Genomic DNA, 24,246 nt, shown 5'->3' with positions numbered 1-24,246 from the left:
CCCTTGTGGGAGGGATACGCTCAAGCAGCCGAAGGCGTTAGCGCACTAAAGCCTTCTCCCCTTGTGGGAGAAGGTGGCAGGCGAAGCCTGACGGATGAGGGGTGACGGCGGCGCCGCTTAATGTGTTCAGGCGAAACCGGCGGCGCCCCTTTTTCTTGAATGGTGCGCTGACACCCCTCATCCGAGCGCCTGCGGCGCCCACCTTCTCCCTCAAGGGGAGAAGGACCACTCTGTTCTGACGCTCTCGTCCGTTTCCTCGGCCAGCCGCGCCTCGCGCAGCGCCGCGAACCGCTCGGCATCCAGCCGCGACAAGGCCCAGACCGCCGCGCCCCGCACCACGGGCGCCGGGTCGTCCAGCAGGGCTTCGACCGGGACGATCAGGGCGGCGTCGGCGGAATTTCCGGCTGCGTAGAGGACGTTGCGGATGAACCGATCGCGCCCGATCCGCTTGACCGGGCTCTTGGTGAACAGGGCGCGAAAGGCCGGATCGTCCAGCGCCAGTAGGTCGGCCAGGCGCGGCCCCTTGAGGCTGTCGCGGGCGTGCAGCCGGGCCTCCGACGCCCCTTGCGCGAACTTGTTCCAGGGGCAGGCGCCCAGGCAGTCGTCGCAGCCGTAGATGCGCGGCCCCGTTGCGATGCGGAACTCCACGGGCCAGGGATCGGCGTATTCAATGGTGAGGTAGGACAGGCAGCGCCGCGCATCGATCTGGAAGGGCGCTGGAAAGGCGTTCGTCGGGCAGGCGTCGAGGCAGGCGGTGCAGCGGCCGCAATGCTCGGTTTCCGGTTCGTCCGCCTCGATCTCGGCGGCGGTCAGGATGACGCCGAGGAAGAGCCAGTTGCCGTGGGTGCGGCTGAGCAGGTTGGTGTGCTTGCCCTGCCAGCCCAGGCCGGCGCGCTGGGCCAGGGGCTTTTCCATCAGGGGGGCGGTGTCGACGAAGACCTTCACCTCCTGTCCCAGTCGCGCGCCGATCTGACCGGCCAGGATCTTCAGCCGGCCCTTGATGACCTCATGATAGTCGTCGCCGCGCGCATAGACGGAGATATAGCCTGCCGACCGGTCTTCCAGCTCGGGCAGGGGATCGGCCTCGGGGCCGTAGTTCATGCCCAGGACGACGGCGGTCTTCGCCCCGTCCCACATGGCGGTCGGGTGGGCGCGGCGTTCCAGCGTCGTCTCCATCCAGCCCATGTCGCCGTGCCGTCCGGCCTCGACGAAGTGAGCCAGCTTCTCGCCCGCGCTCCAGGGTTCGCTGGCCGAGGCGAAGCGGCACACGCCGAAGCCCAGTTCGGCGGCGCGCTGTCGGATGAAGATGCGGGGATCGGCCGCCATGAAGGGGCCTTTGCCCCCGTTGACGTCAGAAGTCGAGGTCGGCGTACCAGGGGGCTGGATGGACGCCGGGGAAACGGTCGCTCAGCAGAGTCCGGAAACAGGGCCGCGACTTCAGCTTGGAATACCAGGTCTTCAGCGACGGATAGGAGGCCCAGGCGATCTCGCCGAAATAGTCGAGCACCGACAGGTGGCCCGCCGCGATCAGGTCGGCCTGGCTGAGCCGACGCCCGGCCAGCCATTCACGCCCGGCGGCCAGGGCTTCCAGCATGGCCAGGTGGGCGCGCAGGGCGTCGCGACCCTCGCGCAGCATACGGGCCTCGGGCGGGCCGAGGCGGAGCAGGGGCTTCTCCATCCGCTCATGCAGCAGGACGGCGTCGACCTCGTCCATGAAGCGACGGTTGAACCAGGTCGCCAGACGCCGGGTCTCGGCGCGTTCGGCCAGGTCGGCGGGCATCAGGACGTCGCCCTTGGACCGATCCTCGATCCAGCCCAGGACGGCCTCGGTCTCGCACAGGGTCAGGGTCTTGCCCTTTTCCACGACGGTCAGGACCGGCGGCATGCCCGAGGGATTGAGGTCGATCAGGGGGCAGTCGGGCTCCCACGGCTTGACCGGTTCCTCGCCGAAGTCGATGCGCGCCTCGCCCAGGGCCAGTCGCGCCGTGCGCGAGCCGGGGTGGAAGGCGAAATGATAGAGGACGGCGGGCGCGGACATTTGCCCGATCCATGCGCCCGCGCTCGTTAAGGCTCCGTTTACCGCGAGGCCTGAGAGCCGATCAGGACCAGGGGCTGGCCGAGGCGGCGGGCGGCGTTTCAGTCGAGGGCGCCGTCGGCAGGCCATGGGTCGCGCCGCGGCCGCGTGGATCGGCGTGGATCAGGATGTCGGCGTGAGGGAAGGCGGCCAGGACGCGCTGCTCCGCCTCGACCACGATGGCGTGGGCGGCCTCCAGCGTCAGGGAGGGCTCCAGATCGACATGCATCTGGATCATCAGAACCTGGCCCGCCATCCGGGTGCGCAACTGATGCACGCCGAAGACGCGCGGGTCGGCCAGGACGGCGGCGGCGATGGCGGCGCGGTCTTCCTCTGGTCCCGCATGGTCCAGCAGGTGGTCGGCGGCGTCGCGCAGGATGGAGGTCGCGCCCCAGAACAGCCAGACGGCCACCACCAGGCCTGCCGCCGCGTCCAGGCCCGGCGCATGGAGGAAGGCGCCGGAGATCACGCCGATCAGCACCACGACATTGGCCGCCAGGTCGGCGGCGTAGTGGGCGCGGTCGCCCGCCACGGCCAGGGAGCCGGTCTTCTTCATCGCCTGGGTCTGCATCCAGACCAGCCAAAGGGTGACGAGGATGGAGACCGCGACCACGCCGACGGCCCAGCCGCCGGAGGTCACGGGGCGCGGGTCGAACATGCGCTGAACCGCTTCCCAGCCGATGAAGGCGGCGGAGGCGAAGACCAGGCCCGCCTGGACTAGGGCGGCCAGGGCCTCGGCCTTGCCATGGCCGTAGCGGTGCTCCTCGTCCGGCGGAGCGGCGGCCCAGCGCACGGCGAAGAAGGTCGCGAGCGAGGCGATCAGGTCCAGGGCGGAATCCGCCAGAGTGGCCAGGATGGACACCGAACCCGAGGCGCCCAGGGCGAAGGCCTTCAGCACGATCAGGACGGTCGCGGTCCCCACCGACAGCATGGTGATGCGGCGCGTGGCGGCGTGGGCGTCGTCGAGGGAGGCGGGCGAGGCGGTCATGTCCGGTTCCTTGTCGCGCAAAACCGCCGCCGCGCCAATGGCGGCGTCCGGCCTGGGACGCTATGACAGGATCAGGCCCGGCCCGGACGAACCGGCGGCCGGTCGAGACGGAGTTTTCATGGCGGACTGGCTGACGGCGATCCTTCTGGGTCTGGTCGAGGGGTTGACCGAGTTCATTCCGGTGTCGTCCACCGGGCACCTGCTGCTGCTGGGGCATTTCCTCGGCTTCGAGAGCACGGGCAAGACGTTCGAGATCGTCATCCAACTGGGCGCCCTGCTGGCCATCATCAGCGTCTATCTGAAGCGGTTGTGGTTCCTGGCCACGCGGTGGCCGACCGACGCCGAGGCGCGGCGCTTCATCATCGGCCTGCTGGTCGCCTTCATTCCGGCGGTGGTGATCGGCTTCCTGGCCTACGGCTTCATCAAGCAGGTGCTGTTCGAGACGCCCCTGGTCATCTGCGTCGCCCTGATCGTCGGGGGGGTGTTGTTGCTGTGGCTGGACCGGATGAAGAAGATTCCGACCTATCTGGACGCCGACCGCTATCCCTTCCGCGTCTATTTCCTGATCGGCCTGTTCCAGTGCCTGGCCATGATCCCCGGGGTGTCGCGTTCGGGCGCCACCATCGCCGGCGGCCTGCTGCTGGGCACGGACAAGCGTTCGGCGGCGGAGTTCAGCTTCTTCCTGGCCCTGCCGACCATGGGCGCGGCGGTGGCCTATGATCTGTTCAAGAACCGCAATGTGCTGGATTTCAGCGACTTCGGCCTGATCGCCATCGGTTTTGTCGCGGCCTTCCTGGCGGCCCTGGCCGTGGTGCGCTTCCTGCTGGACTTCGTCTCTAAGCGCGGCTTCGGCCCCTTCGCCTGGTGGCGGATCGCCGTGGGCGTGGCGGGGATCATCGGTCTGGCCGTGACAGGCGCGCTATAGAGCACTACGGTTTCAGCCAAAGAAAAACCCCTCGGGACGCGGGTCCCGAGGGGTTTTTCGTAATCGGCTCGATCAGGCCGCCGCCGGGCTTTCGGCGTACTGGCCGCCCACGCGGTAGCGGTAGAGATAGCTCGGCGCCACGGCCTCCAGGCCGGTAGGCTCGACGCCCAGTTCGGCCAGGCCCGCGGCGCCCGGCGAGACGACATTGTCGCCTTCCAGCAGCAGGACCTGATCCTTGGTCAGGGCGGGCTTCAGGCCGATCATCGCCGGGATCTGCGCCAGCGCGCCGATCATGCGGGCGATGGGGAAGGGGACGGGGATCAGGAAGCGGTCGCGCTTGGTCTCGCGCAGGATGAATTTCAGGATGTCCTCGAAGGTCCAGACCGACGGTCCGCCCAGTTCGAAGGTCTTGCCCTCGGCTTCCGGAGAGACGGTGGCGCGGGCCACGGCTTCCGCCACGTCGCCGACGTAGACGGGCTGGAATCTGGTCGCGCCGCCGCCGATCAGGGGCAGGGCGGGCGAGAAGGTCGCCATGGCGGCGAACCTGTTCAGGAAGTCGTCGCCCTTGCCGAAGACGACCGAAGGACGGATGACCACGGCGCCGGGGAAGGCGGCGCGAACAGCGGCCTCGGCGGCGCCCTTGGTGCGGGCGTAGGCGGCCTTGCCGTTCACGTCGGCGCCAAGCGCCGACATGTGGGTCAGGCGCTGGACGCCCGCGGCCTTGGCGGCCTCGGCGACATTGACGGCGCCTTCGACGTGCAGGGCCTCGAACTTGCGGCCGCCGGTCTCGAACAGGATGCCGACCAGGTTGACCACGGCGTCGGCGCCCTTGATCGCCTCGGCCACGGCGGCCTTGTCGGCGATGTCGCAGCGAACGGTCTGGATCTGGCCGACGTCGCCGGCCATGCGCAGTTCATAGGCCAGGGCCGGCTTGCGCACGGCGACGCGCACGCGCCAGCCGCGCTTGGCCAGGGCTCGCACCACCTGGGTTCCGACAAAGCCCGAGCCGCCGAAAACGACGACCAGTCCGGGGGCGAAATCAGCCATATGAGCGCTCCAACGCCAAGCCCCGGCCGCGACGGGCGGCCGGAGGAGAATTCCATGGGCGGGGCTTAACCGATGCGCCGCCCCGCCGCAACGCACAGGGCCGGGAGAAGGGTTTTAGTCGGCGCGATAGACGACCTGTCCATCCACCACGGTCAGGACCGCACGGCCCTTGGGGATGTCGGCGGCGGGGACGGTCATCAGGTCGATATTGAAGGCGGTGAAGTCCGCGCGCTTGCCCACCTCGATCGTGCCCAGCTCCTTCTCGCGGAAGCTGGCGTAGGCGGGCCACAGGGTGAACATCTTCAGCGCCGTCGCCCGGTCCACGGCCTCGTTCGGGCGCCAGTCCGGCCCCTGGAAGCCGTTCAGGTCGCGCCGCGCCACGGCGGCGTAGAACTCGATCAGGGGATCGCCGCGTTCGACCGGGGCGTCCGAGCCGCCGACCACGATGACGCCCCGGTCCACCAGGGTATGCCAGGCATAGGCCCCGTCCAGCCGCGCGTCGCCCAGACGGTCGGCGGCGAAATGCAAGTCGCCGATGGCGTGGCTGGGCTGCATGGAGGCGATGATCGGCAGTTCGTCGAAGTAGTGATAGTCGCTGGGCCGGACGATCTGGGCGTGTTCGATGCGCCAGCGCGGATCGGCCAGCTTCCATTCCGACTTCGGCACGGAGCGCAGGGCCTCTTCATACCAGGCGGCGACATCGTGATTGCCCTTGTCGCCGATGGCGTGGGTGGCGATCTGGACGCCGGTGCGCAGGGCCTGTTGATACAGGGGCATGACCTCGTCGTGCGAGGTGCGCATCAGGCCGGTGGTGTCGGGGCGATCCGAATAGGGCTCGAACAGCTTGGCCCCGCGCGAGCCCAGGGCGCCGTCGGCGTAGAACTTGATCGCCCGGGTGATGATCCGACCATCGGCGGCGTCGCGCGGACCGCCGGCCATCAGGGCGCGGGCGTCGCCCATGTCGATGCTGTTGTAGACCCGCAGGGGCGCCTCGCCCTCGCGCGCCATCTGCTCCATCAGGGGCACGTCCTTCCACGGCGCGCTCATGAAGTGGATGCCGGTCCAGCCGTAGCGGGCGTAGACGCCGAAGCCCGCGCGATAGGCCGCGCGCGTCGCCGCCGCGTCCGCCTGGGGCGTCAGGCCCGCGATCAGATCGCCCGAGGCGTCGACCAGCAGGCCGGTCGGTTGGCCGTCCGGTCCCTTCAGGATGTCGCCGCCCGAGGGAGAGGGCGTGGTCGCGTCGATCCCGGCGGCGGTCATGGCCGCACTGGACACGGCCACGGCGTGGCCGTCGGCGCGGGTCAGCAGGACGATGCGCCCCGGCGCGGCGGCGTCCAGATCGGCGGTGGTCAGGAAGCGTTTCTCAGGCCAATGGGTCTCGATCCAGCCGCGTCCGACGATGACGCCCTCGGGGTGGGCCTCAGCCCAGTCGCTGAGCCTTTGCATGGCTTCGACGACCGAGGCTGAGCCTTCGAGGTTCAGCGTGGTCTCACGCCAGCCGATGCCGTCGAGATGGGCGTGGCCGTCGGTGAAGCCGGGGAAGAGGGTCGCGCCCTTGAGGTCGATCACCTCCAGCCCCTCGGTCGAGGGCGCGCCGTTCGCGGCTCCGACATAGGCGATGCGTCCGTCCCGGACGGCCACGACCTCGGCGCTCGGCAGGGCCTCATTGCCGGTGTGGATGGTCCCGCCCCGGATCAGCAGGTTCTGGGCGAAGGCGGCGGGCGCGGCAGCGGCCATCAGGGCGGCGGCCAGCGGGATGGCCTTCATCAGGGAGCGGATCATGGAGCCTCCGAAACGGTCAAGGTCAGGAGGTCGCCTTACGGACGCGCTTGCGTCAAGATGGCGGTCGAACGCGGGAGGAGAGATCGATGCTGGCGGTCGTTGCGGCCATGGCGATGCAGGCGGCGCAGCCTGACGGGGGAGAGGCGGCGGCCAGGGCCGCGCGGGCCGAGGCCTGCCTGATCCAGATCGAATCCCTGATCGTCGAGGCCTATCAGGAGACGGGGCGGGTCGCGGGGCCGAGCTGGTTCATCCGTGACTGGTGGACGGCGCGCCTGCCCAAGCCGGGGCAGGCCGGAGCCCTGACCGAGGATCAGCGACGACAGGCGATCGCGGACGCCCCTGCGCGCAAGGCGAGCGACCCGACCGGCTTCGCCGAGGAGCGCCGCAGTTGCATTCATGAGGCCATGGAGGCGGGCGCCGTCCCCTGAGGCGCGTCCGGATCGGAGATCGAGATGAAGCTGTTCACCATCGGCTACGAAGGCTCGACGCAGGGTGCAGTCATCGACCGGCTGAAGGCGGCGGGCGTCGAACTGGTCGCCGACGTGCGGGCCGTGGCCTCGTCGCGCATCGCGGGCTTTTCCAAGACGGTGCTGGGCGAAAGCCTGAAGGCGGAAGGCGTCGATTATCTGCAACTGCGGGCGCTGGGCACGCCCAAGGCCGGGCGCGATGCGGCGAGGAAGGGCGACGTGGCCGCCATGCACGCCGTCTTCAACGCCCACATGCAGGAGCCCGACGCCGAGGCCGCCTTCCAGCAGCTGCGCCGCGTCGCGGGCGAGAAGCGCGTCGCCCTGCTGTGCTTCGAGGCGGACGCCTGCGGCTGTCATCGCGCCGTCCTCGCCGACCGGCTGGCCCGCGAGGACGGGGCCGAGGTGACGAACCTCTAGATCGCGCCGGCTCGCAGGGGAGGCGGCCGGGCGATTGAACAGGTGCGAGGTCTCTGTCACGCTTCGGCGCGAACAGGGGGCAGGATCCAATGCGACGGGCGCCTGCCCGACCGTCGCGCGCGATCGATCGTCGGGGAGGCGAGGTGGATTTCCTCAAGATATTGAGAAGCTTCGAGGAGTTCCTCTTTGAGGCGGCCAGCTGGCTGATTTTCTATCCGGTGACGATGTGGCGGATCATCCGTCGACCGTTGGCGACGATGGACTATTCGGATCGCGAGCAGACCGATCCGGAGGAGCGCCGCTACGACGATGCGCTGAGCCCGCCCCTGATGCTGCTGGCGACCATCGTCCTGACCAACGCCGTGTCTCTGGCCGCCCACGTCCCGCAACCGCAGGGCGCGTCGCATATCATGCACGCCCTGGCGTCGTCGCAGCAGAACCTCGTCCTGTTCCGTTCTCTGATGTTCAGCCTGATTCCCCTGATCGCGGCCGTCGCCCTGCTGCACCGTCAAGGCCGGAAAGTCAGTCGGGAAAGCCTGCGGGGACCCTTCTACGCCCAGTGCTATCTGGCCGCGCCCTGCGCCGTCTTCGTGTCGATCGGGGCCATCCTGGTGCAGCGGCCGGCGACGTTCGGCGTTCTGGGACCGCTGATCATGGCGGGCGGCGCCCTGTGGTTCCTGGCGATCCAGACCGAATGGTTCCGCAAGAAGCTGAACCTGGGACGGCTCCAGGCGGCGGGGATCGCAGCCTGGGCCATGGTCCGCGCCATGATCTATCTGATCGCCATCCTGATCCCGGTCGCCCTGCTCTAGGTCAGTAGGGGTTCATCGCCCGAACCTCGCCCGAGGCCGAGACGACGCAACGCGAACGGTAGGCGCCGGTGGCCATGGTCAGTTCATATTCGCCGCGTCCCAGGTCGCGCACGCCGACCGGCACGCTGGAGCCGTAGGGACGGTTCTGGAAGTCGTCGGCGCGGCGCGAGCAGGCTTCCTGCGCCGCGGTCGGAGCGCCGCGCACCCAGCGGCTGTTGGCGTGGCGGCGGTTGCTCGCCTCGGACTCTCCGGCCAGATAGCCTTCGTGATAGCCTTCGGTCTCGTGCCGGTCGTCGTAGTCGGAGCCGTAGAGGCCGGCCTGATAGCCGCGCGAATATTCGTCGTCATGGTTGCGGTCGGCGTCATCGTGATGCCGGTTATGCGCCGCGATGGCCGCCGCCAGGCCGACGATGGCGACCCCCGCGACCACGGCCGCAGCGGTGTTGTTTCCGGACGACGAAGAGTCTGAAATCCCACGACAGTAGTTGATGTGGGCCGGAACGATGGAATTGACCCGGCCGTCGCGGGTCAGAACCTGGATGCAGTCGTCTCCGCGGCGCCAGTAGACGTACCGGCTGTTGTTGCGGCCCTCGCCGCCGTTTCCGGAGACATAGCCGCGATTGCGCAGTTCCGAGTCGGCGCTCGACGCCCGGGCGCCGATCAGGTCGTAGTTATTGCTCTGGGCCTGGACCGGAGCGCCGCTGAGCGTCGTCAGGGCGACGGCCGCCGCGAGAAGGACTGCGGAAGGGGTCTGGGCGCGCATGGGCGATCCTGTGCTGAGCATGAGCATGCAGGGGAACACAGTCGCCGCCGTTCGGCAATCGGCGCTTTTTCAAACGCCTTGCACGTGACGTGACTCCTCCCCCGCAGGCGGGGGAGGAGTTCTTAGCCCTAGGGACGGCCGACCAGTTGATCGACCGATCCGGACGTGACCGGGTGATAGAGCGGCCGGGCCTTGGCGTAGATGCGCGCAGCGTTGGCGCGGCCCCAGTCGCCCTCGTTCCACAGGGTCTGGAACAGGGGCAGGACGAACTTGCGACGGCCCTGGCTGGTCAGGAAGCGGTCGGCGGTGGCGACAGCCGGTTCATAGCGGTGCGCCAGGGCGATCTGCAGCCAGGCGAAGGTCAGCTCGGCGTTGCCTTCATTGGCCAGGTTCAGCGTCTTTTCCAGATCGGCCAGTTGCGCCGTGGTCAGCCAGTCGGCGCCCTGGGCCAGGCCCTCGGGGCGCCAGGCCAGGAAGCGCTGGCGCTGCTGGGTGTTCCAGTTCTTCCAGCCGATGGCCGAGGCTGGGCCCTTGTCGGCGAAGAAGGCCTTGGCCTGTTGATCCACGGCCTCGAAGGCGTGCGACACCGGCGGGACCCAGTTCGACGGCATGCCCGGCTGGTAGATCCAGTTCTCCAGTTGAAGCTGGGCCTCCAGCGCCGCGTCGCCCTTGATCAGGTTCTCGCGGATGTCGGCCAGGAAGCCGACGTCGGTCATGGGCTGGAAGGCGTGGCGGTCGAAATAGCCGCGCAGCCAGCCGTCGAACCTTTCACGGCCGACGATGCGCTCGATGGTCCGCAGCATGGCCGCGCCCTTTTCATAGGGCACGCCCGACAGGCCGTCGTCGGGGTCGCGCCCGGTCAGGTCGATGTGCAGCTTGGTGTCGTTGGGATCGGTGACGGCCATTTCCGCCGACAGCTCGCCCCAGCCCAGAACCTGCTCCTGCAGGGCGCGGTCGCGACCGTAGAGAGCCTCCATGATCCGGTTCTCGAAGTAGACGGTCGTCCCTTCGTTCAGCCAGATGTCCGACCAGGTGGCGTTGGTGACCAGATTGCCGGACCAGCTATGGGCCAGTTCGTGCGCCACCAGGGAGACTAGGGACTGATCCCCGGCGATGATGGTTGGGGTGGCGAAGGTCAGACGCGGGTTCTCCATCCCGCCGAAGGGGAAGCTGGGCGGCAGGACCAGCAGGTCGTAGCGGCCCCAGCGATAGGGGCCGTAAAGCGCCTCGGCCGCATCGACCATGCGCGGGGTCGATTGCAGTTCGGCGCGGGCGGCCTCCAGGCGGCTGGGTTCGGTCCAGACGCCTGTGCGGCCGTCGAAGGAGGCGAAGGCGATGTCGCCGATGGCGACAGCCATCAGATAGGGCGGGATCGGATGATCCATGTCGAAGCGCCAGGCCTTCCGGCCGCTGCCGGCGGCTTCGCCCTGCGGCGTCAGGTGCTCGGCGGACATGACCACGGTTAGGTCGGCGGGGGCGACGATGCGGGCCGAATAGGTCTGGCGGATGCCCGGGCTGTCCTGGGTCGGGACCCAGGTGCGGGTCAGGATGGCCTGGCCCTGGCTGAACAGATAGGGCTTCTGGCCGCCGGCCGTCTGCTGCGGGCTGAGCCATTGCAGGGCCGCCGCGTCGGGACGGGTGGAATAGTCGACGACGACCTTCTGGACCTCGGCGCCGGCGAAGGCGGGCAGGTGGACGATCAGGGCCTGACCCTTGATGGCGTCGGCGGCGCCCAGTTCAAAGCGCAGCGGGCGGCCTTGGGCGTCGCGCACGCCCCGGATGTCCAGGTTCTTGGTGTCCAGCACCACCTCGGTCGCGCCGACGCGGCCGGTGACGTCCAGGGTCGCCGACCCCGACAGGGTCTTCGTCGCAAAGTCGGCGGTCAGGTCCAGGGCCACGTGGCCGACCCGCGCCTCGGCCGGGCGGGCGTTGGAGTGGATGTCGTTGGCATAGGCGAAGGCCGGGATTGCGGGCGTGGCGGCGGTCATCTCCGATCCTCCGGGCGCGGTGGCGCAGGCGCCGAGGGAAGAGACAAGGGCGGCGGCGAGGGCCAGGGCGGATACCTGCCCAACCAGCTTCAGGGTCATCGAACGCTCCGTATTCAGATGCGCCCGAAAAGGCTCCCTTCGCCGCGAAAGATCAAGCCTTGGTCGGAGCGGGCGGCGGCAGATGGTGGGCCTTGAACAGGCGCCCCTTCTCGGCGGCAAGGACCAGCAGCAGGGCCAGGACGCCCAGGGCGGCGAAACCGACCGTCATCGGCACTGTGGTGCCGTCGAAATGCTGGCCGATCCAGAAGCCCAGCAGGGCCCCGCCGATGGTCGAGATGAAGCCCTGGGCCGAGGCCGCCGTGCCCGCGATATGGCCCATGGGCTCCATGGCCATGGAGCCGAAGTTCCCGGCGATGAAGCCGAAGCAGAACATCTTGCAGGCCTGCAGCCCGGCGAAGACCCACAGGCTGTCATGGCCCATGTAGGCGATGGCGGCGTGCAGCAGGCTGAAGCCGATGAAGCCGAGCAGGGCCGTGTGGGCGATCAGGCGCGAGCCCAGCCTTTCCACCATGCGCGAGTTCAACACCGAGGCCACGGCGATGCCGCCCGCCACCATGGCGAAGACGGTGGTGAACAGGCCGGGCGACTTGAAGACGTCGAAGAAGATCTGCTGCGACGAGTTGATGAAGGCGAACAGGGCGCCGCTGATCGCGGTCATGGCCAGGGTGTAACCCATGCCCAGGCGGTTGGTCAGGGCCTGGCCGAAGGCGCCGGCGATGCGTCCGACGTTGATCGGCATGCGGTCTTCGGCATGCAGGGTCTCGGGCAGGCGCAGGGCCGCCCACAGCAGGAAGCTTCCGCCGAACAGGGCGAAGAAGCCGAAGATCCATCGCCAGGGCGCGACCAGCAGGATCAACTGACCCACGGTCGGGGCCAGGATCGGCACGCCAAGGAAAACCAGGAAGCTCAGCGACATGACCCGCGCCATGGTCCGTCCCGAATAGCGGTCGCGCACGATGGAGACGGCCAGAACCCGCGTCGCCGCAGACCCCAGGCCCATGCCGATGCGCGACAGGATCAGCCACTCGAACGAATGGGCGAAGGCGGCCAGGATGCTGAAGGCGACATAGAGGCCGATGCCGACGAACAGGATGGGCCGACGTCCGAACCGGTCCGCCAGCGGGCCGTAGAACAGCTGCGCCCCGCCGAAGCCCAGCAGATAGGCGGTGATGACCCACTGGCGCGTGTTCTCATTGGCGACGTCCAGGTCCGCGCCGATGTGCGGCAGGGCCGGCAGCATGGCGTCGATCGCCAGGGCGTTCATCGCCATCATGACGGCGATCAGGCAGACGAATTCGGCGAAGCCCGGGCCCTTCGGCGCGGCGGTCGGGGAGGCGGCGCTGGTCATCGGACCCTGATGCGGGCTGCGGCAGGCTGACGCAACCCTAGACGGTCATGAATTTTGCGCTGCAACAATAAGTCAGCGGTTCCGGGGTTCGGCGCGGACGTCGATCCGCGCCGTCACCGACATGCCGGGCGACAGGCGTTCGGCGCCGTCCTGACCCGGAACTATGGAGATGCGGACCGGGATGCGCTGGGCCACCTTGGTGAAGTTGCCGGTGGCGTTGTCGGGGCGGATGACGCTGAACTCGGACCCGGCGGCGGGCGAGATGCGCTCCACCCTGCCTTTCAGTCGCCGCCCGCCCAGGGCGTCGACCGCGATCTCGACCGGCTGGCCGACGCGGACGTCGCGCATCTGGGTCTCTTTCATATTGGCCGTGACCCAGACCACGTCGGGGACCAGGGCGGTAAGCTGGGTTCCCACGGCGACCTGCTGGCCCTGACGCATGGAGACCTCGCCCAGGCGGCCGGCGCGCGGGGCGGTGATGCGGGTGTTGTCCAGGTCGATCTGGGCCAGGCGCACCTGGGCGCGGGCGTTCTCGACGGCGGCCTCCAGCGCGCCGCGGCCGACTACTACCGAGGCGACGCCGGTCTGGGCCACGTTTTCGGCGGCGCGGGCCTGGGCCAGCTGGGCCTCGGCGGCGCGCAGGGCGTTCTGGGCCGTGTCCACCTGGGCCTGGGCCACCCAGCCGCCGGCGAACAGGGTGCGGACGCGCTGGGCGTCGGCGCGCGCCTTGGTCACGGCGGATTCGGCGGCGGCGATGGAGGCGCGGGTCTGGGCCACCGAGCCCTGGGCCGAGGCCTGGCTCTGGGTCGAGTTGGCCAGGGCGGTCTCGGCCGAGTGCAGGGCGGCGTTCGCCTGGTCCAGGCGCTGGCGATAGATGCGGTCGTCGATGGTCGCCAGCAACTGGCCCTGCCGCACCGTCTGGAAGTCCTGGACCTCGATCGAGGTCACATAGCCGCTGACCTGGGGGCTGATGATCGTCACCTGGCCGCGGACATAGGCGTTGTCCGTCGTCTGCGGCCCGCCCGAGAAAGGCGGCAGGCGCCAAGCGTGCAGCACCAGACCCACCCCGACCAGGGCGATCAGGCCCAGGGCCACGCTCCACATGACGCGGCGGCTCTTCGTCGGCTGGGGCGCGGGCGGGGCGGCGGGCGCCTGGGCCGGGGGCGGCGTCTGTGCGGAGGGGGATGCGGCGTCGGTCATGGTTCGGGTCCGGGGGATCAGTCGGCGGAGCTCGCCGCAGCGGCGGCGGCCTGGGCCTGTCGGCCGGCGGCGCGGCGCGCTTCGATGCGGGGGCGGAAGTGGTTGAGGGCGACCCAGGCGGCGCCCACGACGGCGGCGCCCGAGATCAGCAGGAAGACGTCGTTATAGGCCAGCACCTGGGCCTGCTGGCTGATCTGCTGCTGCAACAGGCGCAGGGCGACGCCCTGCCTCTGGGCCGCGTCGCCGATCACATGGGCGTAGGCCCCGCTCAGTTGCTGAAGGCGCAGCACCGTCTCGGGATCGCCCAGGTTGATGTGGGCGGCCAACTGGTTGGAATGGAACTTCTCGCGCAGGGTCTGGATCGTCCCCACCAGGGCGGAGCCCGTCAGGCCGCCGATGTTCTGGCCGATGGAGAAGACGACGATGAAGCTGACCATGTGCTTGCCGCCGCCCTGCAGCACCTTGCCGAAGCCGATGATCATGGTCGGGCCGATGAAGAAGGCGGCGGCGAAGGCCAGCAGGGCCTGGCTGAAATAGAGCTCGGCCGGGCGGGTCAGGACGGTGGCGTGGCTGTCGAGGAAGGCGCCGACCGCGATCATCAGCAGAGCGATGGAGATGGGCTTCCACAACTTGGTCGGGTTGAGGGTCAGGGCGCTGACCGCCGTGCCGGCCGCGGTGGCGACCAGCATGACCAGGAAGAGGCCGCGCATCTGGTCCGGTCCCAGGCCCATCTGCTGCAGGAAGCCGACGGCGCCGGTCGTCTGTTCCGACAGGACGATCCGCACCAGGAGGATGGCCAGGGTCAGACGCACGATATCGCCCCCGGCCAGCCATTTCAGGTCGATCAGCGGATTGCTGCGATTGTACTCGACGATGACGGCGGCGGTCAGAAGCAGGATGGCGCCGATCAGGGCCCAGCCGATCCAGGCGGCTTCGGTCCACCAGACGATGCGGCCCAGGCCCAGGACGGCGGTCAGCAGGGCCACGCCCGGCGCGAACAGGGCGAAGGTGACGAAGTCCAGCTTTTCGAAGGTCCTGATCCGCTGCGACGGCGGCATCTTCAGCGCGTAGACGGCGGCCAGAGCCATAAGCACCAGACCCAGTTCGAACATGTAGAAGGCGCGCCACTGGTCGAGATCGAGCAGCCGGTTGACCCCCAGGCGGGCCAGGGGGATGGCCAGGCTGGACAGGCCGACGCCGATGATGATGCCCTTGAGCCGGTGCTGCGCCGGGAAGGCCTGGATGATGTAGAGGATGCCCAGGGTGGACATGCCCGCCGCCGCCATGCCCGCGATCCCGCGCACGACCAGGGTCGATCCGAAGTCGTTCAGGAAGAGGTGGGCCGCCGCCGTCGCCAGGAAGACGATCAGGATGATCTCGGTGAACAGCCGCAGCCCGTACTGCATGCGGAACTTGACCAGCAGCAGGTTCATGCAGGCGTTGGTCATGACGAAGACCACCGGCAGCCAGGCGGCCTCGGTCGTCGTCACCCCCAGGGCGCCGGCCAGCTGGGGCAGGTTGGCGGTCACGGCGGCGTTGCCCATGGAGCCGGTCAGGGCGACCAGAACCCCCACCAGGGCGTAGGCCCAGCGCATGGGCGTCGAATGGTCCGGGGTGGCGGGCGAGCCGGGCAGGGTCGGCCGCTCGTGCGGCTTCAACGTCGCTAGGAATTCTTCCCAGGGCAGGTCCCAGTTGCGGCGGCTCATGCGGCGCGTCCGGCCTGGGGACGCACGGCGTCCAGCACCAGTTCGAGCGAACGGCGGCTTAGGACCTCCCGATCCTCGGGACGAACGGTGCGCGACGGGGCGCCCAGCATCAGGGTCAGGACGCGGATGTCCTCGACCGTCAGATCGGCCCGGACGCGGCCGGCGCCACGGGAAACCTCCAGGGCCTCGGCGCCCGCCTGTCGCATGGCGCGACGGATGGGGGCCAAGGCCTCGTCCTTCAGGTCGCGAACGGCGCTGGCCAGGCCGGCGCTTTCCAGCATCAGGCCGACGATCTCTTCAAGGAAGATCAGGAAGACGTCGGGGTCGTCGAGGCGCGCCTGAATCCGGCGGCCCAGGTCGTCGATCTGGTTCAGGAAGACCGCCAGGGCCAGTTCCGACCGATCGGCGAAGTTGCGGTACAGGGTCGCCCGACCCACGCCCGCCTGGGCGGCGATCAGGTGCAGGGGCGCGTCCAGGCCGTCGCGCGCGAAGGCTTCCGCGGCGGCCTTCAACAGGGCGTCGCGCCTTTCGACGGCGTCTTTGCGCAGCGGGCGGGTCATGGCGCGCTAAGTGGACACCTGTGTCCGGTTAATCAAGCGGGCGCGCGCTCATAGATTGTTTCAGCCTGCAAACGACGCACGCCCGCCGCCCGCGCCGGATCAACGCGCCGCAACGGCTAAGGCTGCGTCGGGCGGGAGCGCTATTGCTGAAGCAGGACGGCGCGGGACAGTTCGCTCATCGCGAAGGAGATGCCGCAGTTCAGATCATAGGGCGTCACCATGGCCAGGACGCGTTGCGGCTCCAGCGACGGCGGGGATTGCGGCGGCGACGCGGGGGCCATCCATGCAGCCTTGTCGATGGCGTCGGTCAGGTCCTTTCGCAACCGCGCGCGTCCCTGTTTGACGGCGGCGTAGACGACCTGGAAGTCACGACCGGAGAAGACCGTGTCCTTCAGCGTCCGGTTGCCGCCCTGCACCAGGCTGGAAAGGCTGGAAAAGACATTGGCGGCCTGCCCCTGGCTGGCCAGACCGCCGACGGTGCTGAGGGTCTGGGCGGTGATGCTCAGCCCGGCGTCGGTGGAGTTGTTCATCACCGACAGGCCGACCAGGTAGTTCTCGCAGCGGATGTCCGACTGGGCGATCAGCATATAGGCCAGTTCGCGATTGCTCTGGGCGCCGTGATTCTGGGCGAGGGTAAGCGGCGGCGGATTGGCCCTGGCCCCGACTTCGTCCGGTCGCGGACCCAGAGTGCCGCACGCGCTCAAGGACAGGGCGCAGGCGACGACGAGCGCGATCCTTCTCATGACGATGTCCCCCTTCGATCTCGCAGGGCATCAAGCCGTGCAGTCGCCGAAAGAGTCAATAACGGTGGTTTTTGAAGCTGGGCTCTGGCGCGGAGCGCCGGATGGTGCGGGTGGTCGGGCTCGAACCGACACTCCTTTCGGAACCGGATTTTGAGTCCGGCGCGTCTACCAATTCCACCACACCCGCACAGGTCTGGGCCGCGCAATCTAGCGGCGGAAACCGCCGGGTCAATCGGCGAAAGCGTTGCAGTGAAAACTAGGCTGCGACTTCCACATGGCTGTCGGTTCCGCCGGCCAGGACGCGGCGGGCGCGGACGTACATCTCCACGCGCTGGGCGATGATCAGGCCCAGGGCGAAGAGCATGAAGGCGTCGGTGACGACGACGGCGTCCAGGTGCCAGGCGGCGGCGTTGGCCTCCATCACTTCGCGCAGGCCCGCGCGGGCGGCGAACAGGCCGACCACCAGGATCAGTCCCAGGGGCGAGGCCTGGGCCTTCAGGGAGCCGTCCGGCTCCTTTTCGATGGTGATGGTCTTGCCTCGCCACCAGCCGGCGAAGGCGCCCAGGGCCAGGGCGGCGATGAAGCTGAGGATGGCCCAGGGTCCGAAATGGGGGTGGGCGTTCACGGCCCACAGCCCCATGCTGATCGCCAGGGTGACGATCAGCGGCATGACCCAGAGCAGGTGCGGCCGCAGGGTCCGCTTGCGCCGGTTGCGCAACAGGATGATCGCCAAGGCGACGCCTATGCCGATCAATGGCCCCATGGTTTGCGGCGACATGTCTTCTTCCCCCGTCGAAAAGTTTCAGTCTGGCGCGGAGATCAGGCCGGCTGGACAGTCTGTTCGATGGCGCCGAACAGGGTGTGGTGTTTGTCGTCCAGCATCTCGATGCGGACGGTGTCGCCGTGTTTCAGCAAGGGCGTCTTGGCCTCGCCGGTCAGGATGGTCTCGACGGTGCGAACCTCGGCGATGCAGGAATAGCCCAGGCCGCCGTCTGCCACCGGCTTGCCCGGGCCGCCGTCGGCGTCCTTGTTCGACACCGTGCCCGAGCCGATGATGGTTCCGGCGATCAGCGAGCGGGTCTTGGCCAGGTGGGCGATCAGGACGCCGAAGTCGAAAGTCATGTCCACGCCGGCGTCGGCCCGGCCGAAGTCCTTGCCGTTCAACTGCACCGACAGGGCGCCGGACAGCTTGCCGTCCTTCCAGCGGTCGCCCAGCGCATCCGGGGTGACGAAGACGGGCGACAGGGCGCTGGCCGGCTTGGACTGGACGAAGCCGAAGCCCTTGGCCAGTTCGCCGGGGATCAGGTTGCGAAGCGAGATGTCGTTGACCAGGCCGACCAGGCGGATCGAGGCCAGGGCTTCTTCGCGCGTGGCGCCCAGGGGCACGTCGCCGGTCACGACCACGATCTCGGCCTCCAGGTCGCAGCCCCAGGCCTCGTCCTTCAGCGGGATGGCGTCGCGCGGACCCATGAAGTGGTCGGAGCCGCCCTGATACATCAGCGGGTCGGTCCAGAAGGTCGCGGGCATCTCGGCGTTGCGCGCCTTACGCACCAGTTCGACGTGGTTCACATAGGCCGAGCCGTCGGCCCACTGATAGGCGCGGGGCAGGGGGGCGGCGGCGTCGCGCTCATGGAAGCGGCCGCGCGGCACGGCTTCGTGCTCCAGGCTCTCGGCCAGGGCCCGCAGCAGGGGCTCGCAGCGCTCCCAGTCGTCCAGCGCCGCCTGCAGCGTGGGGGCGATCAGGAAGGCGTCCGTGAACCAGTTCAGGTCGTTGGAGACGACGACGAGGCGGCCGTCACGGCCGTGCTTGAGCGAGGCGAGTTTCATAGGGCGAAGCTAGTCCGCGCCGAAGCGGTTGGGAAGCGGTCTCGACGGTCGCGAAGCCGTCGTTCGATCAACTATTCGGGGGAGCGATCACGGCGCGAGCCTCGGCCCCGGTGCGCAGGGCCGGGTCGCGCACCTCGACCTCGACGGCGATGGCGCCCGCCGGTTCGTGCGCCCACAGGTAGCGACGCTCGATCTCGACCGTTCGGCCGGACGGGGCCATGCCTTCATAGGTGTCGCCCCAGGGGGTGACGGCCTTCATCTCGACCCAGTGCAGGCCGCAGGCGGCGTCCAGTTCCTCTATGGCCATTTCCGACAGTTCGTCGGCGTGGGGCGCGGGGCGGTTCGGGGTCACAGCCATCGGCGGACCTTTCCTTTGTAGGCCTGGTATTCAGCGCCGAATTTCGCCGCCAGATAGCCTTCCTCGCGGGCGATGACGAAGCGGTCGATCACGATCAGGCAGGGAAGCAGCATGGCCAGGGCCAGGGGGCTGTCCATGGCCAGGGCGAAACCGACGAAGGTGACGGCGAAGCCGACATAGATAGGGTTGCGGCTGTAGCGATAGAGGCCGCCGGTCGCCAGAGCCGTGGTCGGCTTCCACGGCTCGGGCGGGGTGCCCAGGCGGCGGAAGGTTCCCGCCGCGATCCCGTCCAGCAGCAGGCCGCCGATCACCAGGGCGAAGGCCAGGCCGCGTCGGACGCCGACGTCCAGGCCGAAGGAAGGCTCGCCGATCAGTCGTCCAATTCCGAACCCGGCCAGCAGGAAGGCCAGATAGATCAGCGGCGGCGGAGCGATGACGCCGGGATGGTCGGGCTTGCTCATATCGTCTGGCCTGACGGCGCGGTGAAATCCGAGGTCGGGGCGTCGCCGGTGTTGATCACCTCCGAGGGCTCGAAGATCATCACCTCGGCCTCCTCGTCGGCGGCGGTGCGGTGTTCGACGCCGCGCGGCACGACGATGAACTGGCCGGGTCCCAGCGTCTCGACCCGGTCGCGGAACTCGACGCGGAACCGGCCCTTCCAGACCAGGAACATCTCTTCGGCCTCGGCGTGGCTGTGCCAGGGGAAGACCCCCTGAACCTTGACCAGCCGCACGTCTTGGCCGTTCAACTGGGCGGCGACGCGCGGCCGCCAGTGGTCGGAAAAGGCCGCGAACTTCTGTTCGACATCCACGACCTGTCCGTGGGTCATCGCGAGGCTTCTTCGTCGGCGTAGATGGCGACGCGCGAGGCGCGGCCCGAACCGGCCTCGCCGCGATACATGCCGGAGGTGTTCATGGAGAAGGCGACCGAGCCGTCCTTGCCCATGACGATGACGCCGCCGTCGCCGCCGATCGAGCCGACCTCGGCGATCTCGGCCTCGGCCGCGGTCTGGACTGTGGCCCCGCTGGCGGTGCGGTGGCAGATGTCGCGGGCCACGGTCGAGCGGATGAAGTATTCGCCCGAACCGGTGGCCGAGACGGCGCAGCCGTCGGCGTTCGAGGCGTAGGTGCCGGCGCCGATCACCGGGGCGTCGCCTACGCGGCCCCAGCGCTTGGCCGTCATGCCGCCGGTCGAGGTGCCGGCCGCCAGCCGTCCCTGGCTGTCGAGGGCCACAGCGCCCACGGTGCCGAACTTGCGCTCGTTCAGAGGCGCTTCGTTGAGGGCCAGGGGAACCGGAGCGCCGAGCCGCGAGGGTTCGGGCGGGGCGCCGGCGGGACGCGACGGCAGGGGCTCGCCCTTTTCACTCAGGGCGGTCAGCAGGGCCTGCCAGCGGCTTTCGGTGAAGAAGTAGGCCGGATGGACCTGCTCCAGCCCGACCGAGGCGGAGAAGGCGTCGGCGCCCGCGCCGGTCATCATGACGTGAGGCGACTTCTCCATCACCGCGCGGGCGGCGGCGATGGGGTGACGCGTACGGGTCACGCCGGCGACCGAGCCGGCGGTCAGGTCGACGCCGTTCATCACGGCGGCGTCCAGTTCGTTCTTGCCCGCCGCGGTGAAGACCGCGCCGCGACCGGCGTTGAAGAGAGGGTTATCCTCCATGACCTCGATCGCGGCCTGGACGGCGTCCAGCGCCGAGCCGCCGCGCGCCAGAACGGCCGAACCGGCGTCCAGTGCGGCCTGAAGACCGGCGCGATAGGCGGCGTCGCGTTCCGGCGTCAGCTCGGCGCGCTCGATGACGCCCGCGCCGCCGTGAATGGCCAGGGACCATTTGGACGCCTCCTGAGCCAGGGCGGGCGAGGCCAGAAGAGACAGCGCCGCGACGGCGCCCAGGATGGTTTTCATGTGTCGGTTCCCCCGGTGTCGGCGCCCCTCAGCGCCGGTGATGCAGACGTTTCCAGATACGATAGGCCAGGATGGGGACGAAGCCGCAGAACAGCGCCGCGAACAGCACCGTCCAGAACCCGCCCCCCAGCCAATACTCCCCGGCGAGCGCCCCGGCGCCGGCCGCTGCGAGCGGGCCGAGCCAGGGCAGCCAATGCGGCGGCCGCACCTTCATTCAGGCGTCGACCTTGATGACGCCGCGACGGATCTGGTCCAGCTCGATCGAGTCGAACAGGGCCTGGAAGTTGCCGTTGCCGAAGCCCTCGTTGCCCTTGCGCTGGATGATTTCGAAGAAGATCGGACCGAAGGTGTCCTGGGTGAAGATCTGCAGCAGCAGGCCTTCCTCGTCCGAACCGTCGATCAGGATGCGGTTCTTGCGCATCCGCTCCACGTCCTCGCCGTGACCCGGCAGGCGCTTGTCGATCAGTTCGAAATAGGTCTCGATCGTATCCTGGAAGTCGACGCCGCGCGCCTTCATCGTCTCGACCGTCTCATAGATGTTCTCGGTCGTCAGGGCGATGTGCTGGATGCCTTCGCCGTTGTAGCGGCGGATGAATTCCTCGATCTGGGAATTCTCGTCCTGGCTCTCGTTCAGCGGGATGCGGATGGCGCGGTCGGGCGCGATCATGGCCTGGGAGAAGAGGCCGGTCGCCTTGCCCTTGATGTCGAAATACTTCTGTTCCTCGAAGTTGAAGACCGAGTTGTAGAAGCCGGACCAGGTGCGCATCTCGCCGCGACGGACGTTGTGGGTCAGGTGGTCGAGGATTTCGAGGCCTACCGAGTTCTTGCGTTCGGCTTCTTCCCAGCCCTCGATCTCGTCCCAGGCGTCGTAGAGCGAGCCGGCCTCGCCGTACTGGTCGACGACATAGAGCAGGCTGCCGCCGATGCCCTGCAGGATATAGGGATAGTCGTTCCCCAGGGCGCCGCCGGCCGCGCCTTCGGCGGCGCGGGCGCCGCGGGCCAGGGCGCCTTCATATGCGGACTTGGCGTCGGCGACGCGGAAGGCCATGCCGTTGGCCGAGGGGCCGTGGTCCTTGGCGAAGTCCGCCGCCTGACCCTTGGGCGCGCGGTTGACCAGCATGGTGATGTCACCCTGCTTCAGGCGCACGGCCTGGGTCACGGGATTCACATGGGTCTGGGTGAAGCCCATCAGCTCCAGACGGCTGATCATGGCTTCGGGTTCAGGGCCGGCGAATTCGACGAATTCGAATCCGTCCACGCCCAGAGGATTTTCCTGGTCGAGCTTGGCGGCTGCGTCCTGCATGACGCGTCTCCTCTCACTGTCGTTCGGGGCGGCTTCAGCCGCCGATTGGGGCGGAACCTAATGGCCGCCCCCCTTGGCGCGCAAGGCGGGCGTGACCCGAAACAGGACACGATCCGGTGTCGCAGGCGGCGATCGGCGGATGCGAAAGCCGTTCAGGCCTGCTAGAGCCGCAGGCTCAACCGGGACGACTGAATGCTTCGCAAGCTCTACGACTGGGTCTTCTCCCTGGCCCGCCACCGTCATGCGACCCGGTCGCTGGCCGTGGTCTCCTTCGCCGAAAGCTCCTTCTTCCCCATTCCGCCGGACGTCATGCTGGCGCCCATGGTGCTGGCCAAGCCAGAGCGCGCCTATTTCTACGCCCTGGTCTGCACCGTGGCTTCGGTGCTGGGCGGCCTGCTAGGCTACGCCATCGGCTATTTTCTGGAGCCGGTCGGCCTGTGGATGCTGGCCGTCCTGGGCAAGGCGGATACGTTCGAGGCGTCCAAGGCCCTGTTCCAGCAGCACGGCGCCTGGGTCATCCTGATCAAGGGGCTGACGCCCATCCCGTTCAAGCTGATCACCATCGCCGCGGGCATCTTCCAGTTCAACCTGGCCCTGTTCGTTGCCCTGTGCGTCGTGACGCGCGGCGCGCGCTTCTTCCTGGTGGCCTTCGTGCTGAAGCGGTGGGGCGAACCCATGCTGGCGATCATCGAGAAAAGGCTGGCTCTTTTCACCGTGCTTTTCCTGGTTCTGCTGGTCGGGGCCTTCTTTGCGGTCAAGCTTGTCGGACACTGATCGACGCCGGCCCCGGCTAAGGCTAAGAAAGGCGCCATGAAGCGCTTGTATCAACGTCTGACGCGGTGGTGGACCGCCTTCGCCCTGGCGGCCTCGCTGGCCATGCTGGGGGCCGCCCATGCGTTCGAGCGGTTCGCGGGCCTCGCGCCCTGCAACCTGTGCCTCAAGCAGCGCGAGGTCTATTGGGCCGCCGTGGCCGTGGCGGGGGCCGCCACCTTCTGGGCCGTGTTCAGCCGCGCCAGCCGAGGCACGCCGCGCATCGCCGCCTTCCTGCTGGCGGCGGTCTTCTTCACCGGGGCGATCACGGCGGGCTTCCACGCCGGGGGCGAGTTGAAGTGGTGGGCCCTGCCGGCCACCTGCCTCGCCGCGCCTTCCTCCGCCATCGACCTCAGCGCATTGAACGCCCTGGCCGACGGCACGGGCGGAAGCACGGGCTTCGTCTCCTGCGGCGACGTGGCCTGGAGCTTCGCCGGTCTGTCCATGGCGGCCTGGAACGCCCTGATCTCCCTGGCGCTGGCGGTCTTCAGCCTGCTGGCGGCGAAACGTCCCAAGGACGCGCGCGCGCCGAAGGCGTAAGGAGAAGGCTGGAAGGACGATCATGACCCAGGCATCCGACACCGTCGCCGACGCCCGCCGCATTCCCCTGCCGCGTCCCGGCGTGGGTCAGGAAAGGGCGCGCTTGGCCGAAATGCTGCGGGTCGATCATGCGGGAGAGTTCGCCGCCGTCCACATCTACCGCGCCCAGCGCGCGGTGCTGGAAGGACGCAAAGGCAAGGACGCCATCGCCGCCGACCTGACCGAGATGGAGGGGCATGAGGCGGTCCACCTGGCCCGGTTCGAGGCCCTGTTGAACCAGAACCGGGTGCGGCCCACGGCCATGATCCCGCTGTGGAAGCTGGCGGCCACGGCCCTGGGCGCCGGCACGGCCTTGATCTCGGAAAAGGCGGCCCACGCCTGCACCGAGGCGGTCGAGAGCGTCATCGAGAAACACTACGCCGACCAGATCGAGGAGGTTCGCGAGCGCGACCCGGAACTGGCCGCTGAACTGACCAAGTTCCGCGAAGAGGAACTGGCCCACCACGATCACGCCATCGAGCACGGCAGCCGCGAGGCTCCGGCCTATCGCCTGCTGTCCAGCGTCATCAAGGTCGGCTGCAAGGCCGCCATCAAGATCAGCGAGCGGATCTGAAGCCGCTGGATTG

General features: G+C 68.7%; 27 protein-coding genes and 1 tRNA gene. 7 read left to right on the top strand and 21 right to left on the bottom strand.

Going from position 1 to position 24,246, the window contains the following annotated elements; genetic code table 11:
- Positions 1 to 210: 210 nt before the first annotated feature.
- From queG to ABIE19_RS08525, 3 genes are all read right to left on the bottom strand, one after another.
- A complete protein-coding gene (queG, locus tag ABIE19_RS08535) occupies positions 211 to 1,326 on the bottom strand; it encodes a tRNA epoxyqueuosine(34) reductase QueG (protein ID WP_354088738.1) in 1,116 nt (371 codons plus the stop codon).
- A 25-nt stretch (positions 1,327 to 1,351) separates the two neighbouring features.
- Entirely contained in the window at positions 1,352 to 2,038 is a 687-nt protein-coding gene (gene fzlA, locus ABIE19_RS08530; RefSeq protein ID WP_354088737.1) for an FtsZ-binding protein FzlA, read from the bottom strand.
- A gap of 61 nt (positions 2,039 to 2,099) precedes the next feature.
- Positions 2,100 to 3,062: a cation diffusion facilitator family transporter gene (locus ABIE19_RS08525; RefSeq protein ID WP_354088736.1), complete on the bottom strand. Its 963-nt coding sequence runs from the start codon at positions 3,060 to 3,062 to the stop codon at positions 2,100 to 2,102.
- Positions 3,063 to 3,180: 118 nt separating this feature from the next.
- Between ABIE19_RS08525 and ABIE19_RS08520 the strand changes: the two genes are divergently transcribed.
- Complete coding sequence (locus ABIE19_RS08520) at positions 3,181 to 3,987, top strand: undecaprenyl-diphosphate phosphatase (protein WP_354089231.1); 807 nt, start codon at positions 3,181 to 3,183, stop codon at positions 3,985 to 3,987.
- A gap of 72 nt (positions 3,988 to 4,059) precedes the next feature.
- Here the strand turns inward: ABIE19_RS08520 and ABIE19_RS08515 are convergent, their stop codons facing one another.
- Both ABIE19_RS08515 and ABIE19_RS08510 read right to left on the bottom strand, forming a co-directional pair.
- Positions 4,060 to 5,034, bottom strand: a complete 975-nt coding sequence (locus ABIE19_RS08515; protein ID WP_354088735.1) for a complex I NDUFA9 subunit family protein — start codon at positions 5,032 to 5,034, stop codon at positions 4,060 to 4,062.
- A gap of 114 nt (positions 5,035 to 5,148) precedes the next feature.
- Entirely contained in the window at positions 5,149 to 6,816 is a 1,668-nt protein-coding gene (locus ABIE19_RS08510; RefSeq protein ID WP_354088734.1) for an amidohydrolase, read from the bottom strand.
- 86 nt (positions 6,817 to 6,902) lie between these two features.
- On the opposite strand from ABIE19_RS08510, the gene ABIE19_RS08505 reads away from it, so the two are divergent.
- The 3 genes from ABIE19_RS08505 (at position 6,903) to ABIE19_RS08495 (ending at position 8,512) form a co-directional block, all read left to right on the top strand.
- Positions 6,903 to 7,244, top strand: coding sequence for a hypothetical protein (locus ABIE19_RS08505; RefSeq protein WP_354088733.1), 342 nt, complete (start codon positions 6,903 to 6,905; stop codon positions 7,242 to 7,244).
- A 24-nt stretch (positions 7,245 to 7,268) separates the two neighbouring features.
- Positions 7,269 to 7,700, top strand: coding sequence for a DUF488 domain-containing protein (locus tag ABIE19_RS08500; protein WP_354088732.1), 432 nt, complete (start codon positions 7,269 to 7,271; stop codon positions 7,698 to 7,700).
- A 143-nt stretch (positions 7,701 to 7,843) separates the two neighbouring features.
- Entirely contained in the window at positions 7,844 to 8,512 is a 669-nt protein-coding gene (locus ABIE19_RS08495) for a hypothetical protein (protein WP_354088731.1), read from the top strand.
- A 1-nt stretch (position 8,513) separates the two neighbouring features.
- On the opposite strand, the gene ABIE19_RS08490 is transcribed toward ABIE19_RS08495, so the two are convergent.
- From ABIE19_RS08490 to hppD, 16 genes are all read right to left on the bottom strand, one after another.
- Complete coding sequence (locus tag ABIE19_RS08490) at positions 8,514 to 9,275, bottom strand: hypothetical protein (protein ID WP_354088730.1); 762 nt, start codon at positions 9,273 to 9,275, stop codon at positions 8,514 to 8,516.
- 128 nt (positions 9,276 to 9,403) lie between these two features.
- Positions 9,404 to 11,362 carry a M1 family metallopeptidase gene (locus ABIE19_RS08485; RefSeq protein WP_354088729.1) on the bottom strand — a complete coding sequence of 653 codons (1,959 nt, stop codon included), beginning with the start codon at positions 11,360 to 11,362 and terminating at the stop codon, positions 9,404 to 9,406.
- A gap of 52 nt (positions 11,363 to 11,414) precedes the next feature.
- Complete coding sequence (locus tag ABIE19_RS08480; RefSeq protein WP_354088728.1) at positions 11,415 to 12,671, bottom strand: multidrug effflux MFS transporter; 1,257 nt, start codon at positions 12,669 to 12,671, stop codon at positions 11,415 to 11,417.
- A gap of 72 nt (positions 12,672 to 12,743) precedes the next feature.
- Positions 12,744 to 13,871 carry an HlyD family secretion protein gene (locus tag ABIE19_RS08475; RefSeq protein WP_354088727.1) on the bottom strand — a complete coding sequence of 376 codons (1,128 nt, stop codon included), beginning with the start codon at positions 13,869 to 13,871 and terminating at the stop codon, positions 12,744 to 12,746.
- Positions 13,872 to 13,888: 17 nt separating this feature from the next.
- Complete coding sequence (locus tag ABIE19_RS08470; protein ID WP_354088726.1) at positions 13,889 to 15,577, bottom strand: efflux MFS transporter permease; 1,689 nt, start codon at positions 15,575 to 15,577, stop codon at positions 13,889 to 13,891.
- Entirely contained in the window at positions 15,574 to 16,137 is a 564-nt protein-coding gene (locus ABIE19_RS08465; protein WP_354088725.1) for a TetR/AcrR family transcriptional regulator, read from the bottom strand. The genes ABIE19_RS08470 and ABIE19_RS08465 overlap by 4 nt, the downstream gene beginning before the upstream one ends.
- A gap of 140 nt (positions 16,138 to 16,277) precedes the next feature.
- Entirely contained in the window at positions 16,278 to 16,880 is a 603-nt protein-coding gene (locus ABIE19_RS08460; protein ID WP_354088724.1) for a YqhG/Tai3 family protein, read from the bottom strand.
- Positions 16,881 to 16,982: 102 nt separating this feature from the next.
- Positions 16,983 to 17,067 (bottom strand) — tRNA-Leu (locus ABIE19_RS08455).
- A gap of 69 nt (positions 17,068 to 17,136) precedes the next feature.
- Positions 17,137 to 17,658, bottom strand: coding sequence for a CcdC protein domain-containing protein (locus ABIE19_RS08450; protein ID WP_354088723.1), 522 nt, complete (start codon positions 17,656 to 17,658; stop codon positions 17,137 to 17,139).
- A gap of 41 nt (positions 17,659 to 17,699) precedes the next feature.
- The gene (locus tag ABIE19_RS08445; protein ID WP_354088722.1) at positions 17,700 to 18,707 is read right to left on the bottom strand and encodes a fumarylacetoacetate hydrolase family protein; all 1,008 of its coding nucleotides are present in this window, start codon (positions 18,705 to 18,707) and stop codon (positions 17,700 to 17,702) included.
- A 67-nt stretch (positions 18,708 to 18,774) separates the two neighbouring features.
- Positions 18,775 to 19,065, bottom strand: a complete 291-nt coding sequence (locus tag ABIE19_RS08440; protein ID WP_354088721.1) for a hypothetical protein — start codon at positions 19,063 to 19,065, stop codon at positions 18,775 to 18,777.
- Positions 19,056 to 19,526: a methyltransferase family protein gene (locus tag ABIE19_RS08435; protein WP_354088720.1), complete on the bottom strand. Its 471-nt coding sequence runs from the start codon at positions 19,524 to 19,526 to the stop codon at positions 19,056 to 19,058. Before ABIE19_RS08435 ends, ABIE19_RS08440 begins: the two co-directional genes overlap by 10 nt.
- On the bottom strand, positions 19,523 to 19,894 hold the full coding sequence (locus ABIE19_RS08430; protein WP_354088719.1) for a cupin domain-containing protein: 372 nt from the start codon (positions 19,892 to 19,894) through the stop codon (positions 19,523 to 19,525). The genes ABIE19_RS08435 and ABIE19_RS08430 overlap by 4 nt, the downstream gene beginning before the upstream one ends.
- The gene (locus ABIE19_RS08425) at positions 19,891 to 20,967 is read right to left on the bottom strand and encodes an isoaspartyl peptidase/L-asparaginase family protein (RefSeq protein ID WP_354088718.1); all 1,077 of its coding nucleotides are present in this window, start codon (positions 20,965 to 20,967) and stop codon (positions 19,891 to 19,893) included. The genes ABIE19_RS08430 and ABIE19_RS08425 overlap by 4 nt, the downstream gene beginning before the upstream one ends.
- 28 nt (positions 20,968 to 20,995) lie before the next feature.
- Positions 20,996 to 21,181 carry a hypothetical protein gene (locus ABIE19_RS08420; RefSeq protein ID WP_354088717.1) on the bottom strand — a complete coding sequence of 62 codons (186 nt, stop codon included), beginning with the start codon at positions 21,179 to 21,181 and terminating at the stop codon, positions 20,996 to 20,998.
- A complete protein-coding gene (hppD, locus tag ABIE19_RS08415; protein WP_354088716.1) occupies positions 21,182 to 22,270 on the bottom strand; it encodes a 4-hydroxyphenylpyruvate dioxygenase in 1,089 nt (362 codons plus the stop codon). It abuts the gene before it with no gap.
- 192 nt (positions 22,271 to 22,462) lie between these two features.
- Between hppD and ABIE19_RS08410 the strand changes: the two genes are divergently transcribed.
- From ABIE19_RS08410 to ABIE19_RS08400, 3 genes are read left to right on the top strand one after another with little or no spacing between them, the layout of a single operon-like run.
- On the top strand, positions 22,463 to 23,044 hold the full coding sequence (locus ABIE19_RS08410; RefSeq protein WP_354088715.1) for a YqaA family protein: 582 nt from the start codon (positions 22,463 to 22,465) through the stop codon (positions 23,042 to 23,044).
- Positions 23,045 to 23,080: 36 nt separating this feature from the next.
- On the top strand, positions 23,081 to 23,620 hold the full coding sequence (locus ABIE19_RS08405) for a disulfide bond formation protein B (protein WP_354088714.1): 540 nt from the start codon (positions 23,081 to 23,083) through the stop codon (positions 23,618 to 23,620).
- Between the two features lie 22 nt (positions 23,621 to 23,642).
- The gene (locus ABIE19_RS08400; protein WP_354088713.1) at positions 23,643 to 24,233 is read left to right on the top strand and encodes a demethoxyubiquinone hydroxylase family protein; all 591 of its coding nucleotides are present in this window, start codon (positions 23,643 to 23,645) and stop codon (positions 24,231 to 24,233) included.
- The last annotated feature ends 13 nt before the right edge of the window (positions 24,234 to 24,246 follow it).

This window comes from Brevundimonas faecalis (genome assembly GCF_040549405.1).
In the GTDB taxonomy this organism is placed as follows: domain Bacteria; phylum Pseudomonadota; class Alphaproteobacteria; order Caulobacterales; family Caulobacteraceae; genus Brevundimonas; species Brevundimonas faecalis.
This window is presented reverse-complemented; position numbering and strand designations above follow the sequence as displayed.